Origin of the sequence: Lentzea sp. NPDC051838 (assembly GCF_040681245.1) — a bacterium.
Taxonomy (GTDB): domain Bacteria; phylum Actinomycetota; class Actinomycetes; order Mycobacteriales; family Pseudonocardiaceae; genus Lentzea.
On record NZ_JBFAYI010000020.1, the window covers coordinates 59,094 to 72,416 of the forward strand.

Annotated in this window: 13 protein-coding genes; 6 read left to right on the forward strand and 7 right to left on the reverse strand. The window is 68.7% G+C overall.

Features of this window, described 5'->3' with window-relative positions:
* Positions 1 to 1,530: an ATP-dependent DNA ligase gene (locus tag AB0M24_RS32590; RefSeq protein ID WP_363776690.1), complete on the reverse strand. Its 1,530-nt coding sequence runs from the start codon at positions 1,528 to 1,530 to the stop codon at positions 1 to 3.
* A 91-nt stretch (positions 1,531 to 1,621) separates the two neighbouring features.
* On the opposite strand from AB0M24_RS32590, the gene AB0M24_RS32595 reads away from it, so the two are divergent.
* The gene (locus tag AB0M24_RS32595; RefSeq protein WP_363776693.1) at positions 1,622 to 1,756 is read left to right on the forward strand and encodes a hypothetical protein; all 135 of its coding nucleotides are present in this window, start codon (positions 1,622 to 1,624) and stop codon (positions 1,754 to 1,756) included.
* Here the strand turns inward: AB0M24_RS32595 and AB0M24_RS32600 are convergent.
* Entirely contained in the window at positions 1,753 to 3,096 is a 1,344-nt protein-coding gene (locus AB0M24_RS32600) for a PLP-dependent aminotransferase family protein (RefSeq protein WP_363776696.1), read from the reverse strand. The two genes, AB0M24_RS32595 and AB0M24_RS32600, sit on opposite strands and share 4 nt — an antisense overlap.
* 47 nt (positions 3,097 to 3,143) lie before the next feature.
* Here AB0M24_RS32600 and AB0M24_RS32605 point away from each other — a divergent pair, with 47 nt between their 5' ends.
* Positions 3,144 to 4,040 carry a DMT family transporter gene (locus AB0M24_RS32605; protein WP_363776698.1) on the forward strand — a complete coding sequence of 299 codons (897 nt, stop codon included), beginning with the start codon at positions 3,144 to 3,146 and terminating at the stop codon, positions 4,038 to 4,040.
* On the opposite strand, the gene AB0M24_RS32610 is transcribed toward AB0M24_RS32605, so the two are convergent.
* The 4 genes from AB0M24_RS32610 to AB0M24_RS32625 are packed head-to-tail and all read right to left on the reverse strand — an operon-like array spanning position 3,937 to position 7,862.
* Complete coding sequence (locus AB0M24_RS32610; protein WP_363776701.1) at positions 3,937 to 4,473, reverse strand: hypothetical protein; 537 nt, start codon at positions 4,471 to 4,473, stop codon at positions 3,937 to 3,939. The genes AB0M24_RS32605 and AB0M24_RS32610 overlap by 104 nt on opposite strands.
* Positions 4,470 to 5,273, reverse strand: coding sequence for a hypothetical protein (locus AB0M24_RS32615; RefSeq protein ID WP_363776704.1), 804 nt, complete (start codon positions 5,271 to 5,273; stop codon positions 4,470 to 4,472). The genes AB0M24_RS32610 and AB0M24_RS32615 overlap by 4 nt, the downstream gene beginning before the upstream one ends.
* A 10-nt stretch (positions 5,274 to 5,283) precedes the next feature.
* Positions 5,284 to 5,838, reverse strand: a complete 555-nt coding sequence (locus tag AB0M24_RS32620; RefSeq protein WP_363776707.1) for a hypothetical protein — start codon at positions 5,836 to 5,838, stop codon at positions 5,284 to 5,286.
* A 56-nt stretch (positions 5,839 to 5,894) separates the two neighbouring features.
* Complete coding sequence (locus AB0M24_RS32625) at positions 5,895 to 7,862, reverse strand: thioredoxin domain-containing protein (RefSeq protein ID WP_363776710.1); 1,968 nt, start codon at positions 7,860 to 7,862, stop codon at positions 5,895 to 5,897.
* Between the two features lie 55 nt (positions 7,863 to 7,917).
* On the opposite strand from AB0M24_RS32625, the gene AB0M24_RS32630 reads away from it, so the two are divergent.
* Genes AB0M24_RS32630 through AB0M24_RS32645 form a run of 4 tightly spaced genes read left to right on the forward strand, consistent with a single transcriptional unit; the run spans position 7,918 to position 13,080 of the window.
* Entirely contained in the window at positions 7,918 to 9,255 is a 1,338-nt protein-coding gene (locus AB0M24_RS32630; RefSeq protein WP_363776713.1) for a 3' terminal RNA ribose 2'-O-methyltransferase Hen1, read from the forward strand.
* Positions 9,255 to 11,714 (forward strand): polynucleotide kinase-phosphatase, encoded by a 2,460-nt coding sequence (locus AB0M24_RS32635; RefSeq protein WP_363776716.1) that lies wholly within the window; start codon positions 9,255 to 9,257, stop codon positions 11,712 to 11,714. Before AB0M24_RS32630 ends, AB0M24_RS32635 begins: the two co-directional genes overlap by 1 nt.
* Complete coding sequence (locus tag AB0M24_RS32640; protein ID WP_363776719.1) at positions 11,711 to 12,325, forward strand: nucleotidyltransferase domain-containing protein; 615 nt, start codon at positions 11,711 to 11,713, stop codon at positions 12,323 to 12,325. The genes AB0M24_RS32635 and AB0M24_RS32640 overlap by 4 nt, the downstream gene beginning before the upstream one ends.
* The gene (locus AB0M24_RS32645; RefSeq protein ID WP_363776722.1) at positions 12,322 to 13,080 is read left to right on the forward strand and encodes a nucleotidyltransferase domain-containing protein; all 759 of its coding nucleotides are present in this window, start codon (positions 12,322 to 12,324) and stop codon (positions 13,078 to 13,080) included. Before AB0M24_RS32640 ends, AB0M24_RS32645 begins: the two co-directional genes overlap by 4 nt.
* Here the strand turns inward: AB0M24_RS32645 and AB0M24_RS32650 are convergent.
* Complete coding sequence (locus tag AB0M24_RS32650) at positions 13,077 to 13,307, reverse strand: hypothetical protein (protein ID WP_363776986.1); 231 nt, start codon at positions 13,305 to 13,307, stop codon at positions 13,077 to 13,079. The two genes, AB0M24_RS32645 and AB0M24_RS32650, sit on opposite strands and share 4 nt — an antisense overlap.
* Positions 13,308 to 13,323: the final 16 nt, after the last annotated feature.

The following is a 13,323-nucleotide window of genomic DNA, read 5'->3' on the forward strand; positions in this document are numbered from 1 at the left end:
TCAGGGCTCGGGATTCGGTTGTGCGGTGGGCAGAAGTGCCCGCACCTCCTCGATCGTCGTCGCTTCTGACGGGTCCTTGTCCGGGCGGTAGCGCACGACGCGGGCGAAACGCAGTGCGACGCCGCCCGGGTAGCGCTGCGAGACCTGTACGCCGTCCAGCTCGATCTCGATCACGAGCTCCGGGCGGACCATGACCACCCAGTCGCTTTGCTCGGTCGCGATCTCCTGCAGGGCCTTGGTCTGCCAGGTGAGCAGTTCGTCGGTGAGGCCCTTGAAGGTCTTGCCGACCATCACCGGCGGGCCGCCGTCCGGGTCGCGGGCGCCGAGGTGGAGGTTCGACAGCCAGCCTCGGCGGCGGCCGCTGCCCCATTCGACGCCGAGCACGACCAGGTCGAGCGTGTGGACCGGCTTCACCTTCTGCCAGGCGCGGCCGCGACGGCCTGCCGCATAGGGCGAGGCCAGCGACTTCACCATGACGCCTTCATTGCCCGCTGAGAGCGCTGCCGTGACCACGGCGGCGGCCTCGGAGGGCGACGGGTCCAGCACGCCTGGGATGACGTGCTCGCCCGCCACCTGGCGCAGGGCTGCCAGGCGGTCGCGCAGCGGTTCGTCGAGCAGGTCCTTGCCGTCGAGGTGCAGGCAGTCGAAGAAGTACGGGTGCAGGAGCAGCTCGCGCTCGTCCTGCGCGCCGAACCGGCTCATCGTCTCCTGGAACGGGCGGGGTCTCCCCTCGTCGGTCAGCGCCAGGGTCTCGCCGTCGAGCACCACCGACGTGCACGGGAGACCGCGCACCAGCTCGACCAGTTCGGGCACGGTCTTGGTGATCTCGCGCAACGTGCGGGTGAAGATGCGGACGTCGTCGCCCGAGCGGTGCACCTGGATGCGCGCGCCGTCGAGCTTGTGCTCCACCACGCAGCTGCCGAGCTCGGACAGCGCCTCGTCCAGCGACTCCGCCGGGGAGGCCAGCATGGGGCGCAGCGGGCGGCCCACCTCCAGCCGGAACGACTCCAGCTCCGAGGCACCGCCGGCCAGCGCGGCCACGGCCGTCTCCGGTAATCGGCCGGACAGCATGAACGCGCGCCGCACCGTCTCGCCCGGCACGTCCGCGGCCGAGGCGATGGCGTCCAGCATCACGCCTTCCAGCGCGCCCTGGCGCAGCTCGCCGGTGAGCAGGCGACGCAAGAAGTCCTGCTCGGCTGCCGTGGCACGGCCGAACAGCGCCACCAGCAGGTCGACCCGGCGCTGCGCCGAGCCCTTGCCGGACGTCGCGGCCACCGCAGCGAGCGCCGCGTCGACCTCGGCGACCGTGAGCGAGGCCTGGTCGACCGGCGGCACCGACAGGTCGAAGACGGTGCGCCAGCCCGCGCCGATGCGGCCCTGACGCGGGGTGCCGATGAGAAACGACACCACCGCGATCACGACGTCGGCCGAGGCCGCGCGCAGCAACGCCGACAGCGCCTTGACCTTGGCCAGGCGCGACCGGGTCGCCGCCACTGCGGCCGACGTGTCGACTACTTCGGAGAGAAGCACGGGTCCAATGGTGCACCCGAGCACTGACAATTTCTGGAGTCGCCCGCTAGGCTGGCTGCGACAACCGTTCTGCCTGGGGGTTTACCACGCCATGCGTGCTTTCAAGATCATCGCTGCTGCCCTGCTCGTCGCCGCCGTCGCCGCACTCACCGGACCGGCCGCGGGCCAGGACCGCGAGCACATCCTGGGCTCCGAGGTCGAGACCCTGCGCGAGCACATCCTCTAAGCAGCCGCGATCTCCCGGACCGCCTCCCGCAGGCGGTCCGGCGTTAGGGCCGCGTAGCCGAGCACGAGCCCCGGCCACATGGGCGTGCGCGTGTACTGCGCCAACGCCCACACGTGCACTCCACGCTCCTCAAGCCTGTCCTTCAGGGCAAGGTCGTCGGTCCCGTCCGGCATGCGCAACACGACGTGCAGGCCGGCCGCAACGCCGATGGGCTGCCACGCGGGCAGGTACTCCGCCACGGCGTCCAACAGCGCGTCGCGACGCTTCCGGTAGAGCGCGCGCGTACGCCGCAGATGCCGGTCGTAGCCACCCGTCCGCAACATGTGCGCGAACGCCGCCTGCGGGATCGTCGCGGTGCCCATGTCGTTGTACTTCTTGCGGTTCACGATGCCCTCGCGCAACCGTTCGGGCACCACCAGCCACCCGAGCCGCAACGCCGGCGCCAGCACCTTGCTCGTCGTCCCCTGGTACACCACGTGCTCCGGCGCCAACGCCTGCAACGCTCCCAGAGCAGGCCTGTCGTACCGGTGCTCGGCGTCGTAGTCGTCCTCGATGATCAGCCCGTCGCAGGAGCGCGCCCACTCCACCAGCGCCCGCCGGCGTTCCGGATGCAGCACCACGCCCAACGGAAACTGGTGCGCCGCAGTGACCAGAACCGCTCGACAGTCCGTTTTGGACAGCAGGTCGACCCGAAGACCTTTGTCGTCCACCGGAATCGGCACGGTGGTGAGCCCGTGCGACTGCAACATGTGCTCGCCGCCGAAGTGACTGGGTTCCTCGATCGCGATGCTGCCGTTGAGCAGCCGCGCCGTCAGCTGCAGCCCGTCCGCCGCACCGTTGGTGATCACCGCGTCCCTGGCGACCACCGCCCGCACCCGCGCCAGGTAGTCCACGATCTCCTTGCGCAGCCCCACGAATCCGGCCGGATCGGGATACGCGAGATCGTCGTCCGGCAGCTCCGCGAGCGCCGCCCGATGCGCAGCGACCCACTCCGCACGGGGAAACGCGCCGAGCGCCGGCAGCCCGGGACGCAGGTTGAACCGCCACCTCTGCGGCGGCTCCGGCACGCCGCACTCCGCGGCAGGCCCGAGGCTCGCCACCGTCGTCCCAGAACCTCGCCGACTGGTGAGAAAACCCTCCGCGAGCAGCTGCGTGTAGGCCGACGTGACCGTCCCTCGCGCCACCCCGAGCTGCGCCGCGAGGTCCCGGCTCGACGGCAGCCGCGTGCCCGGAGTGAGCCGTCCGTCCCGGATCGCCCGACGCAGCTCGACCTCCACCCCGCGCCGCCGCTGATGCCCCGGCAACAGCAGCTCGCGAAAAGTGGTCCAGTTCGTAGTCATCGAAGTGGAGCTTAAACCTGGACCAGTTCGGCGCAAGGCTTTCAGTCATGAAAATCGGGGTGGCCGCGGGAGCGACAGCGGCAACGATCGTCGGCGCGTCGGTTCCGGTGACGGGAATGCTGGAGGGCTACCCGGTCCTGACCGGCCAGGCCATGCGCTACCTGCTGGGCGCTGCCGTGCTGCTGCTCGTGGCACGCCGTCTGCCCATGCCGTCGTGGCGCGACATCCCGCCGTTGCTGGGCGTAGTCGCCACGGGCATGCTCGGCTTCAACGCCGTCCTGCTCGCCGCCCAGCAGTACGCCGAACCGGGCTTCGTCGCCGCCGTGATGGGTGGCGCCCCGATCGCCCTGGCGCTGCTCTCACGCCAACGCACCACGTCCGCCGTGGTCGGCGCGGTGGTGGTGGCAGCGGGCATCGTGCTGTTGTCCGGCGGCGGTTCGTGGCACGGTCCGGGTCTCGCGCTGGCACTGCTGACCATGGCCGGCGAGGTGTGCTTCACGTTGTTCGCCGTCGGGGTCGTGCGACGGCTCGGCGTGCTGGGCGTGGCCACTTGGACCTGCCTGTTGGCGGCGGCGATCGGGGCGGTGCTCGGCACGTTCTTCGGCGGCTGGCAGATGCCCGACACCCGGCAGGTCTTCGCACTGACGTTGCTGGCCGTGGTGGTGACCGCATTGGCGTTCGGGCTTTGGTACTTCGCCGTGAACCGCCTCGGGTCAGACCGCGCCGGCGTGCTCATCGGGCTGATGCCGGTGTCCGGGCTGGTGACGTCCGTGTTGTTGGGCGCTCAGCAACTCACGTTGGTGTCCGCCCTGGGGGCCGCCACGGTCGCACTCGGGTGCGTCATCGGGCTTCGCCGGCCACCACAGCCATCTGCTGCAGCACAACCTTCGAGTCCCACGAGTTCGGCCGCACTTCAAGGAGCATCTCCCGCTGCACAGCCGTGAACCGGCCGCGGTGCACCAGCGCAGCAGCTAGAGCGTGCACGTCCACATCGTCGGAAGCGCCCTTGGAGTACCAGAACCACACGGCGTGGAACGCGGCCTCGCGCCGAGCGCCGTACCAATGCGACGGACGGTTCGGGTTCGGCGCCGACGGGTGCGGCACGCGGTAGCCGAGCAACTTGGCACGACGGCGAAGCAACCCGTACGCGTGGAGTTCCGCCTGCCAGGCCGCGTGGCTCGCGGTCAGCAGGTCCAACGCCAGCAGCAACGCGGCGGGGTCCTTTCGCAGGTTGCCCACCAACGACTCGAGGAAGCTGAACGACGCGTCGAACCCGATCGGCTTGTAGTGCTGCAGACAGGCGCGAAGCCCGATCACGCGGGTGCTCATCGGCAACGACTCGTCTCGCACCCGGCGAGCCTCACGAGCAAAAGTCACGACTTCACCTTTGCCAGCCACGAAGCGACCTCGTCCGGCGAAAGCTCGCGCGTGACGTCGACCATCGGCGTCATCATCGGGTAGAGGCGGCCCGCGTTCCACAACCGCACGTAGGCCGGTGTGCCCAGCACGACCACGCGAACGCCGTCCAGCAACGGGATGTCGGCTGGGCGGCCCTCGTTCCAGATCGTTTCGCCGAACGCGTCGGAAAGCTCGAACTGGCCCTGAATTCCGCCCTCGGGCTCCAGGTCGGGGCCGACGGAAGCGGCCTCCACCCAGGCTTGCTGAGGCGGTTCGCCCTCCAGAAACGCGGGAACCAGGCGGTAGCCGAGCAGCGTGTGGAACTGGGCGTTGTCGCCGAGACCGCCGATCGTCACCTCGAAACCCTTGCCGCTCAACGGGTGCAGCACCACCAGCGTTTCGAGGTCCACCACCTGCAACAGGCCGAACAGCCACGAATCCGAAGGCACGAGAGACAACAGGCGGTCGCGCTGCGGCAGGCCGTGACGAACGTCCTCGTCCTGCATCGGCAGCAGCAGAGCGGGCTCCCACTCCTCGAACTCGCCGCGGGTCAACGCGTCCAAAACCCGCTGCACCAGAGGTTCCAGGGCCGGTGTGGCACCGACGTAGTAGAGGAGGTTGCCTAGCAGGCAGTTCACCTGGACGTCGTCGGACGCGGAAAGAACCAGGGCCGCCGCCGACAGTTCGTCGGACGAGCGGCCCTGGGCCTCTTCCAGAAACTTCTCGAACGCACCGGGTTCGAGACGAACAACGGCCGAGGCGATCTCAGTCAGCTCCACGCCGCGCAGGTTACGACAGATCCGGACCCTGCGAACGAAGATCGTCGACCTTCGACATCGCATCGCGCAGCTCGCCCAGCCACGAGTCCGCGTGCTCGCCCACGAGACGCACGGCCCACGCCAGGGCGTCCGCGCGGGAGCGGGCGACACCGGCGGCGACGAGCGTGTCGAGCACCTGGCGTTCCGGCTGGCGCAGGCGCGTCATCACCGGCACGGCGAGGTGCGTGAACAGCTCGCGCGTCGAACCCTGGACGGCACCCCAGGCGACCTTGCGGGCGTAGCGGTGCTCGGCCTGGCGGGCGATCTCGATGCGCGCGTCCCGCGTCTCCTCGCGCCACCGGGAGATGCGGCCCGACTCGGCCGCGGCGCGCGAGGCGTCGTCGAACTCGCCCTCCAACGAAGGCAGCGTGCCGATGACCGTGATCTCCTCGCGGTCCACGATCACTTCGACAGCGCCGGTGAACCAGCCGTCGGGCAGCCTGCCCGCGAACCACGCCGCCGCGTCGTCGGCCGACGGCAGGTCAGCCTGCTGCCAGCCGCCTCGTCCTCGCCATCCACGTCCCATTTCAACCACCCCTGATTACATGATTACGTCATTACTGACGTTACGCCTGCAATCAGCTAGCGGGTGTTCGCCGACAGCGAAGTGACCAGCGCATCTGCGGAAACGACGGGCCTGTCGCACACGTAGCCGCGGCACACGTAGACCGCCGGAGCCTCGTCGACCAGCGGGCGGTCCTCCAGCAACGGCGCCCCACCCGGTTCACCGGCCACGACGACGCCGCCACCGGGCACATGGGCGACCGCCGCCGCCCACAGCGATGCACGACGCGGTGAGTCGACACCAACAACAGCCACCTGCAACGGACCCGCGACCAACGTCTCCGCGACGGTCAGCCAGTGGCCTGCGAACCGAGGTGCGCGCGCGGCGAGCAGACCAGCGCGCGTCACGGCTTCAGCAGCAGCCGTCAGATACCGAGAAGGATCACCAACCAGCAGAGAAGCCGTCAGCAGTGCAGAGGCCAGCGAAGACGCACCCGAAGGCGACGCGTTGTCGGTCGAGTCCGCCGGACGTCGAACCAGCGATTCAGCGTCGTCAGCGGTGTCGTAGTAGGCGCCAGGAGAGTCAGCAACAGCGAAACGAGAGAGTGCGGTGTCCAACAGACCGCACGCCAGGTCCAGCCACCGAATCGAGCCGGTGACCTGGTGCAACGCCAACAAGCCGTCAGCGAAGCAGCCGTAGTCCTCCAAGACCCCGAACGACGGCCCGGCCACCCCGTCACGCGAGGTCCGCAGCAACCGCCCCTCGACCAGGTGCACCGAGGCCAGCAACGAAGCCGCCTCGGAAGCCGCCACGATCCACGCCGGCTCCCCGAAGAACGCCCCCGCCTCGGCCAACGCCGCGATCGCCATGCCGTTCCACGCAGCGATCACCTTGTCGTCGCGGCCAGGCTGCGGACGAGAAGCACGCACAGCCAGCAACGAAGCCCGCACGTCCTCCCCCGGCTCCGACACGAACCGCAGCGTCGACTTGCCGTCCTCGAAGTTCGGTTCCGCCCCAACGCCAAAGGCCTCAGCGGCAGAACCCAACTCCTCAAAAGACCACACGTACGTCAGACCCTCGACGCCGTCGGTGTCGGCGTCCAGCGAGGCAGCGAACCCGCCCTCGGCCGTCCGCAGATCCCGCAGCAGGAACGAAGCCGTGTCCCGAGCGACCCGCGCATAGCGCTCAGAGCCCGTCACGCGAGCGAGATGCGTGTAGAAGCGAAGCAGCAAAGCGTTGTCGTACAACATCTTCTCGAAATGCGGAACCACCCACGACGCGTCGACGCTGTACCGCGCGAACCCACCGCCGAGCTGGTCGTACATGCCACCGTTGGCCATCGCGTCGGCAGTGGAAGTCGCCATCGAGAACGCCTCGACCGACCCCGTGCGCTCGTAGTGGCGCAACAGGAACTCGCACACCATCGACGGCGGAAACTTCGGCGCACCGCCGAACCCGCCGTTGCGCCGGTCGAACTCACCCAGCAACGACACCACCGCGCCGGCCAACGCGTCAGCGTCCACAGCAGAGGGAGGCAGCGGCGCGGCATGACGCGAAATCTCTTCCACCACAACGGAAGCAGACTCCAGAACCTCGGCAGGCCTCAACGTCCAGGCAGACGAAACAGCCTCGACGAGCTGCGTGAACGAAGGCATCCCGGGACGCGGCGACGGCGGGTAGTAGGTCCCGGCGTGGAACGGACGCGCATCCGGCGTGAGAAACACCGTCATCGGCCACCCGCCGTGCCCTGTCATGGCCTGCGTGACCTCCATGTACACGGCGTCGACATCAGGACGTTCCTCCCGATCAACCTTCACCGCGACAAAGTGCTCATTCACATACGCCGCAACCGAAGCGTCCTCGAACGACTCGTGCGCCATCACGTGACACCAGTGACAGGCCGCGTACCCGACCGACAACAGCACCGGCACGTTCCGCCGTTGTGCCTCCTCGAACGCCTCCGGACTCCACGGCCACCAGTCGACCGGGTTGGAAGCGTGTTGCAGCAGGTACGGGCTGGTCGCGTCCGCAAGCCGGTTAGTCATGCAAACCACACTAAATGAGCAGCGGAAACAACGACTCTCGATCAGACTCGACCTCGTGCTGCTCACCATGACCACCACCCACCAGCCGGCGACCGACCTCGGTCATCTGCTGCACAAACACCCGGACCGGGCTCAGTCCTTCACGACGAGCTCGGGCGTCGCGCACGTCTTCTACCCGAAGGCGACGACCGAGGAGTGCACCGTCGCGCTGCTCCTCGAGGTCGACCCCATCGCGCTGGTGCGAGGTCCCGGCAGCACGCTCACCCAATACGTCAACGACCGCCCGTACGCGGCGGGCTCGTTGCTCACGGTCGCGCTCGGCAGCGTGTTCCGCACCGCGATGAACGGCCGCAGCGAGAGCTACCCGGAACTCGCGCAGACTCCGATTCCGCTGGTCATCCGCATCCCCGCGCTGCCGCACAAGCTCGCGGAACGCCTGTTCACGCCGCTCGGCTGGACTGTCGAGACGAAGGAGCACAGCGACTCGCGGTACGGCGACGTGACGCTGACCGGCACGAACAAGCTCAGCGACGCGTTGAAGCACCTCTACGTGCTGCTGCCCGTGCTCGACGGCGGCAAGCACTACTGGGTTGCGGCCGACGAGGTCGACAAGCTGCTCAAGGCAGGCGACGGCTGGCTGGCGACGCATCCCGACAAGGAGCTGATCACCACCAGGTACCTGGCCCGCAAGCGCCCGCTGGTGCTGTCCGCGCTGGAACGCCTCGCCGAGGTCGACGAGGTCGAGCCGGAGGAGCTGGACAACGCGCTCACCGAACCGAAGATCTCCCTTGCGACACAGCGCAAGGAAGCCGTGATCAAGGCGCTCAAGGAAGCACGGGCCAAGCGCGTGCTCGACCTCGGCTGCGGTGGCGGCGCGTTGCTGCGCGAGCTGGTCAAGGAGCCGGAGTTCACCGACATCCACGGCGTCGACGTGTCCGCGAAGGCGTTGCAGGAGGCCGCGCGCAAGCTGCACCTCGACCGCATGTCCGACCGGCAGCGCGAGCGGATCACGTTGCGGCAGTCGGCTTTGACGTACGCGGACAACGAACTGAGCGGCTACGACGCGGCGGTGCTGATGGAGGTCGTCGAGCACGTCGACCCGTCCCGCCTGCCCGCGCTGGAGCACTCGGTGTTCGCGGTGGCCCGACCGGCGACCGTGCTGGTGACGACGCCGAACGTCGAGTACAACGCGCTGTTCGACACGTTGCCGGAGGGCCAGATGCGCCATTCCGACCACCGTTTCGAGTGGACTCGGGCAGAGTTCGCGCAGTGGGCGGAGGGCGTCGCCGAACGACGTGGCTACCGCGTGAAGTACGTGGGGATCGGGCCGGAGGACGCCGAACGCGGTGCTCCGACCCAGATGGCGGTGTTCAGCTTGGGGGACGAGAACTGATGGACCTGAAGATTCCTGACCTGTGCCTGGTGGTGCTGATCGGCGCCTCCGGTTCCGGCAAGTCCACCTTTGCGCGCAAGCACTTCCTCCCCACGCAGGTGCTGTCGAGCGACTACTTCCGCGGGCTCGTGTCCGACGACGAGAACGACCAGTCGGCGTCCGCGGCGGCGTTCGACGTGCTGCACTACGTCGCGTCGAAGCGGCTGGAGGCCGGCAAGGTCACCGTCGTCGACGCCACCAACGTGCAGGCACCCGACCGCGCCAAGCTGGTCGAGGTCGCGAGGAAGGCCAACGTCCTGCCGGTCGCGATCGTGCTCGACACGCCGACCGACGTCTGCCTCAAGCGCAACGCCTCCAGACCGGACCGCGACTTCGGCGCGCACGTCGTGAAGCGGCACCGGGCGGCGTTGCAGCGCTCGTTGAAGTTCCTCGGCAAGGAGGGGTTCAAGCGCGTCCATGTACTGCGCTCCGAGTCCGATGTGGACACCTCGGTGATCGTGTACGAGAAGCTGCTCAACGACCTCAAGCACGAGACCGGCCCGTTCGACGTGATCGGTGACGTGCACGGCTGCCGTGCCGAGCTGGAGGAACTGCTGGTCGAGCTGGGTTACGAGCTCGTCCGCGACGACGAAGGCCGTGCTGTCGACGCGGTTCCGCCGGGCAACCGCAAGGCGATGTTCGTCGGCGACCTCGTGGACCGCGGCCCGGACACTCCCGGCGTGCTGCGACTGGTCATGGGGATGGTCGCGAACGACCACGCCCTGAGCGTACGCGGAAACCACGAGGAGAAGCTCGTGCGGGCCCTGCGCGGCCACAAGGTGACGGTCCGGCACGGGCTGGAGAAGTCGCTGGAGCAGCTCGCGCACGAGACTCCCGAGTTCCGGCGCGCGGCCGAGAAGTTCTGCGACGGCCTGGTCGCGCACTACGTCCTCGACGGCGGAAACCTCGTCGTCGCGCACGCCGGTCTGCCGGAGCGCTACCACGGTCGCGCGTCGGCGAAGGTGCGCAGCTTCGCGCTGTACGGCGACACGACCGGCGAGACCGACCAGTACGGACTGCCGGTGCGGCTGCCGTGGGCGAACGACTACCGCGGTTCCGCGATGGTGCTGTACGGGCACGTGCTGGTGCCCGAGGCCGAGTGGATCAACAACACCATGTGCCTCGAAACGGGTGTGGTGTTCGGCGGCAAGCTGACCGCGTTGCGGTACCCGGAGAAAGACCTCGTCTCCGTCAAGGCGCACCAGGCCTGGTACGAGAACGAGTGGCCGTTCCCACCGCCCGTAGTCGAGCGCGAGCCGGATGTGTTGGCACTGACCGATGTCACGGGTCTGCGCCGGATCGAGACGTCGGTGATGGGTGCGGTGACGATCCGCGCGGAGCAGTCGGCGAGTGCGTTGGAGGTGATGAGCCGCTTCGCGATCGACCCGCACGACCTGCTGTACCTGCCGCCGACGATGGCTCCGTGCGCGACGTCCCAGCGCGACGACGTGCTGGAGCACCCCGACGAGGCCTTCGCGGAGTACGCGGCCGCCGGTGTCTCGCAGGTGAACTGCGAGGAGAAGCACATGGGGTCGCGTGCGGTGTTGTTGGTGCGCAAGGAAGGTGGCGCGATCTACACGCGCACCGGCCGGGCGTTCTTCGACGGTGAACTGGGCTCAGAGCTGCTCGACCGCGTGCGAGAAGGCGCGAAGCCGTTGTTCGACGAGCTCTCGACGGACTGGCTGCTCATCGACGCCGAGCTGATGCCGTGGAACGCCAAGGCTTCCGGGCTCATCCGCGAGCAGTACGCGGCGGTCGGGGCTGCAGCGATCGGCGCACTGCCGGTGGCTGTCGACGCTCTGGAAGCCGCTGCCGCTCGTGGTGTCGACGTCTCGGAACTGTTGGCGCGCACCGGTCAGCGGGCCTCCAACGCCGAGGCGTACCGGCAGGCGTACGAGCGGTACTGCTGGCCCACCGACGGCCTGGACGGCGTGCGGATCGCGCCGTTCCAGCTGCTCGCGGCCGAGGGACAGACGTTCCACGACCGTTCGCACCTGTGGCACCTGGAGACGTTGAGCAAGCTGGAAGGCCCGTTGTTCCAGCAGACTCGGCACCTCGTCGTCGACACCGCGAACCCCGCGGCAGGCGTGAAGTGGTGGGAGGAGCTGACTGCGGACGGTGGCGAGGGCATGGTCGTGAAGCCGCTCGACAACCAGACGGGCCGCCACCAGCCCGGCGTGAAGGTGCGCGGGCGCGAGTACCTGCGGATCATCTACGGCCCGGACTACACCGAGCCTGCCAACCTCGCACGGCTGCGCAAGCGCGGTCTCGGCCGCAAGCGCGGGCTGGCGTTGCGCGAGTACGCCCTGGGCATCGAGGCACTGGAACGCGTCGCGCGCGGCGAGCCGTTGTGGCGCGTGCACGAATGCGTCTTCGGCGTGCTGGCCCTCGAGTCGGAACCGGTGGACCCACGACTGTGATCCTCGAAGCGATCATCGGCTCGCACGCCTACGGGCTGGCGACCGAGGAGTCCGATGTAGACAGACGCGGGGTGTTCGTCGCGCCCGCGGAAGCGTTCTGGCGCCTGGACAAGCCCGAGACGAGCATCGAGGGCCCGGAACCGGAACGACTCAGCTGGGAGGTCGAGCACTTCTGCAGGTTGGCGCTGAAGTCGAACCCGACCGTGCTCGAAACCCTGGTCAGCCCGCTGATCGAGATCACGACACCGCTGGGAGAGGAGCTGCGGGCGCTGCTGCCCGCGTTCCTTTCGCAGTACGCGGTGCGGGCATACACGCGCGCGACGGAGATGCAGCTGTCGCGCGCGGGGCGCAACCTCAAGCCGAAGCAGCTCATGCACGTCGTGCGGTTGCGACTGCTGGGCCTGCACCTGGTGCGCACGGGCGAGCTCGACATCGCCGCGGACCGCGAGCTCCTCAAGATCCGCACCGAGGAGATGCCGTGGGACGACGCGGTGGCGTGGGCTCATCGGCTCGGTGACGAGCTGCGACACGCCGACGGCCCGCTGCCGGAGAACCCGGACCGGGCACGGGTGGACGATTGGCTGGTTTCGGTGCGCAGGAGGGCGTTGTGAGCTACGAGGTTCCTGACCTGGGCGAGGTCGTGGCCGAGCAGTCGCACGACCTGCTCTTCGCGACCGTGTCCGGCGCGCATCTCTACGGCTTCCCGTCGCGCGACTCGGACGTGGACCTGCGCGGCGTGCACGTCCTGCCGCTCACCGAGGTCGTCGGGCTGAAGCACGGCCCGGAGACCAAGGAACGCATGTGGGTGCGCGACGGCGTCGAGATCGACCTGGTCACGCACGACGTGGAGAAGTTCTGCCGCCTGCTCACGCGCCCCAACGGCTACGTGCTGGAGCAGCTGCTCTCGCCGCTCGTCGTGCACACCACGGACGGCCATCGGAAGCTGGTCGAGCTCGCGACGGGGTGTCTGACTTCACGGCACGCGCACCACTACCGCGGGTTCGCCGTGACGCAGTGGCGGCTGTTCGAGCGGACCGGCGAGATCAAGCCGCTGCTCTACACGTTCCGCGCACTGCTGACCGGCGTGCACCTGCTGCGCACCGGCGAGGTGAACGCGCACCTGCCGACGTTGCTGGAGAAGCTCGACGGCCCGGACTACCTGACCGCGCTGATCGAGGCCAAGATCCTCGGCGAGCACCGGGCGCTGGCGGGCGTGGCGGAACGGCCCGCACCCGAGCGGCTGGAACGGGACCTCGCGCACTGGCAGGAAGAGCTGCAGAACGCGCGAACGACCAGCGACCTGCCCGAACACCCGCCGGCGTTCGAGGCGGTGCACGAGTTCGTCGTCGAGACGCGCTTGAGCTAGTCCTTCTTCTCCGTGGACTCGGCCGGGGCGTCGGCAGGAGTCTCGGCCGGCTCGTCGAACGACGCGGGCACCCGCTTGAGGTGCTTGTTCATCGACTTGACGAGGAAGAACACGGCGATGAAGAAGACGATCAGCAGAACGAGGCCGACCGGGGAGGACTTGCCGAAGTCCTCCCCCTGGCCGCCCTTGTCGTTCTCGTTCGAGTTCGACGGCTGCACCGCCACGATCGCGACGGTGTCTTTC